The sequence below is a fragment of the Paracraurococcus lichenis genome (assembly GCF_030657435.1).
Classification (GTDB): domain Bacteria; phylum Pseudomonadota; class Alphaproteobacteria; order Acetobacterales; family Acetobacteraceae; genus Paracraurococcus; species Paracraurococcus lichenis.
Genome location: NZ_JAUTWS010000278.1, coordinates 1 through 1612, shown reverse-complemented (window position 1 = coordinate 1612; position 1612 = coordinate 1). Strand labels below are relative to the sequence as shown.

Here is a 1612-nt window from a genome sequence, read left to right as displayed (position 1 = left end):
CCTACCATTGCACCAAAGGACGCCATTTAGGGTATCTTTCATCTAGGCGAGTAAGGTGCTGTGTGGTGCAGCTTGGTTCGTAGAAGCGGCGACACACCCAATTGCGCCCGGTGAGCGGCTTGCAATGCCGTACTGCCGCAGAAGTTCCGAAATCTCACTTGTCGGTCTCGGTGGGCTGAAGAGGTAGCCTTGAACCTCACCGCACCCTAAGGCCTGCAATGCCGCAAGCTGCTCGGCCGTTTCGACTCCCTCGGCATTGACTGCCATTCCGAGCGTGCGACCCAGGCCAGCGACAGCACGGACAATGGCTGCCGCTTCTTCGTCATCACCCAATCCACGCACGAAGGACTGATCAATCTTGATTTTGTCAAATGGGAACCGTCGCAAGTAACTCAGTGACGAGTAACCAGTACCGAAATCGTCCATTGCGATACGCACACCTTTTGAACGGACAGCGTGCAACGTCTCAAGAACAATTTCATGGTCTTGCAACAGCACGTTCTCAGTAATCTCAAGCTCCAACCGCTTCGGATCAAGCCCGGAGCCTAAAAGCGCCTCCTCGACCTCACGCGCTAGCATTCCGTTTCGGAACTGGGCGGGCGAGAGGTTGACGGCAACCTTGAGCTGACCTGGCCAGCGTACTGCATCAGCACAGGCTTGCCGCAAGACCCATGAACCGATCGAGCTGATGAGCCCCACCTCTTCGGCGAGCGGAATGAACAGCGCTGGATTCACCATGCCCCGTTTTGGGTGACGCCAGCGGATCAACGCCTCGAAGCCGCTGATCCTGGCGCCGTTCGCCTCCAACAAAGGTTGATAGAATAGTTCAAACTGCCCGCCAGCAAGTGCCTGTCGCAGATCCAGCTCAAGTGCGCGGCGAGCCTGTGCAACCGCATCCATCTCCGGCTCAAAAAATCGCCAAGTACCACGGCCGTCAGACTTGGCCCGATACAGCGCGAGGTCGGCGCACTTCAGCAGAATGTCCGTGTCATCGGTCCCGACATCAGAAAGCGCAATGCCGATGCTCGTGCCCACAATCAACTGATGCGAGTTGATGTCAAACGGTTCAGCCAAAGCGTCGATCAGTCGTCTGGCCAGTGCTTCGGCATTGTTGGGCTGCGTCGGTCCCTCCTGCACAATCGCGAACTCGTCGCCCCCAAGGCGGACTACCAAGTCCGTCTCTCGGGTGCACTGCCGAAGCCGCGATGCCACTTCGCAAAGTAGTGCATCGCCAATCGGGTGCCCGAGCGTGTCGTTAACCGATTTGAAGTGGTCAAGATCAAGGCACAGGAGAGCGACCCTACCATTGCGCTTTGCACGGGCGAGCGCATGCTGCATGTGTTCACGGAACAATACACGATTGGCCAAGCCGGTCAGGGCGTCGTGATGGGCCATGTGCGCAACGCGCGCTTCTGCTTGACGACGGTGGGTGGTGTCTTCGTAGGTTGCCACCCAACCACCCCCAGCTACGGGCCGCTTCGAGACAGAGATTGATCGCCCATCCGGGAGATCGCAGGAGAACGCTGCGGGTTGTTCGCCGCTGTCGCCCTGCAACACGGCCCAGGCTGGATCCGGAAGTGCTTCTTCCGGGGTGGCTGCGTTCGGTGGTACT

The 1612-nt window shown here is 58.6% G+C and carries 1 protein-coding gene; it reads right to left on the bottom strand.

Going from position 1 to position 1612, the window contains the following annotated elements; genetic code table 11:
• Nucleotides 1-42: 42 nt before the first annotated feature.
• Nucleotides 43-1612, bottom strand: a 1570-nt coding sequence (locus tag Q7A36_RS39670; RefSeq protein ID WP_305109298.1) for a putative bifunctional diguanylate cyclase/phosphodiesterase, incomplete at its 5' end; no start/stop codon positions are given.